This is a genomic window from Candidatus Binatia bacterium (assembly GCA_035631035.1).
GTDB lineage: Bacteria > Eisenbacteria > RBG-16-71-46 > SZUA-252 > SZUA-252 > DASQJL01.
This window is the reverse complement of record DASQJL010000038.1, coordinates 1-1,650: the sequence shown is the minus strand read 5'-3', so window position 1 is coordinate 1,650 and position 1,650 is coordinate 1. Positions and strand designations below refer to the sequence as shown.

2 protein-coding genes are annotated in these 1,650 nt (G+C 67.8%); one reads left to right on the top strand and one right to left on the bottom strand.

The features are described 5' to 3' along the window. Nucleotides 1-465 precede the first annotated feature (465 nt). Nucleotides 466-1,098: a hypothetical protein gene (locus VE326_03530; protein ID HYJ32265.1), complete on the top strand. Its 633-nt coding sequence runs from the start codon at nucleotides 466-468 to the stop codon at nucleotides 1,096-1,098. Here VE326_03530 and VE326_03525 read toward each other — a convergent pair. Beyond that, nucleotides 1,089-1,650, bottom strand: a 562-nt coding sequence (locus VE326_03525; GenBank protein ID HYJ32264.1) for a UbiA family prenyltransferase, incomplete at its 5' end; no start/stop codon positions are given. The two genes, VE326_03530 and VE326_03525, sit on opposite strands and share 10 nt — an antisense overlap.

Genomic DNA, 1,650 nt, shown 5'->3' with positions numbered 1-1,650 from the left:
GGGATCTCGAACGGTATCGGGATCAACAACGTGATCAGCTACTGGAAGGACTTCGACACGTCGGGCGCGGTGAACTCGACCGACCTGAACATCGTGACGACGCACCTGAACCACAATTGCACCTTCCCGCTGAATCCGTAGGCGTTCCGCGGGGCTCTTTGGTGTAATGGCTTTGCAGAGCACGGCCGCTTGGAGGTCCTCCTCCGCAGCGGAGCAAGAAGCGCCGAGCCCGGTCTCCCCCTCCAGTTTTGACCGGATGCGGCGGGCGCCCTCGGGACACACGGATCGGTAACCGGCGAGGAGCGACAGACGCGAGATTCGACCGGCTTTGAAAAGGGCAGTGCCCCGGCGGGCGGCGCATGATGGCGCCGCCCGCCGTTGTTTTCGGTATACTGGCCCCGTGACCTGGACCCAGGCCGCCGATCCCGTGTATCCCAGAGCGAACGCATGAGCCCGAGATCCTCCATGCTCCCCGTCCTCGCCGCCGTACTCCTGGCCGCCCTGGCGGCCGTATTCGCCCCATCGCGCGCCTCCGCCCAGTACTTCTTCATCGACGTGAACGGGGACGGCCAGTGCGACGCCTCGGACGTCCTCGGTCCCGAGGTCTCCTCGATCGACGTCTACCTGGACACTGCCCACGACGCCACGGGAGCGGCGGTCGCCTGCCAGAACGGCGAGGAGGGCGAGAACATGCTCACCATCTGCTCCTACACGTTCGTCCTCGAATGGGACGCGGCGGGAACGGGCAGCCTTTCCTACGGCCCCTGGTCGGACAACATGGGGTTCACGGTGCCGGCGGGCGGCAAGGAATCGGGGCGGATGCTGTGGCTGGCGCGGGCGGCCCCCTACTTCCTGGCGCCGGGGCGCTACATGCTGGGATCGCTCAAGGTCAAGGTCACGGGAGCGCCCATCCTCCGCTTCCTCTCCTCGACGCCGCTCGACAACACGGCCATGACCTCGTTCGGGGCGCAGTGCGGCGGGCGGGATTACGACAACACGATGAAGCTCGGCTCCGACTTCCTCGACGCGCGCGGGAGTTCTCTCGCCGACGAGGGCCCCCGCACCGTGTGGGGCACCGTCAAGAGGCTCTACCGGTAGACGTAGGCCAGCGCGAAGCCGATCTGCGCGACGAACATCATCACGTACATGTGGGTCCACGAAGGGTGGTTTTCCGTGCGCGCGAGATCGTCGGGGCGGCGGAGCATGAGCCACGCGACGTAGCTTCCCCAGACCACGAGGAGCGCGGCCAGGCCGTCCAGGACCCACGGGTTGCCCGTCAGGATGCCCCGGTGAAGCCCGTAGGGGATCAAGAGGAAGGGGAGCACCAGAAAAGGCGCCGTGAGCCACGCCGCGCGCCGGGGCCCCAGGATCACGGGCAGCGTGCGGAATCCCGCGGCCCGGTCCCCCCGGATGTCCGCGAAATCCTTGGTCGTGGTCGCGCCGAGGAGGAAGAGCCCGAAGACGAGCCCGATCGCCCAGGGCTCGGTCCGGCCGAAGTCCCGCACGCAGGACCACCCCGCCACCTTGAGCAGGACGCCCCGGGGAAGCGCGATCACGGCATTGGCGAGGTAGGGGATCGCCTTCAGCCGAAACGGCGGCGCCGAGTACATGACCGTAAGGAGCGCCGCGGTTCCCGCGAGCAGCGTGCAC

What these genes read in the sequence shown, in the direction of transcription:
- VE326_03530 (HYJ32265.1), top strand. Translation starts at nt 466, where the DNA reads ATGCTCCCCGTCCTCGCCGCCGTACTCCTGGCCGCCCTGGCGGCCGTA.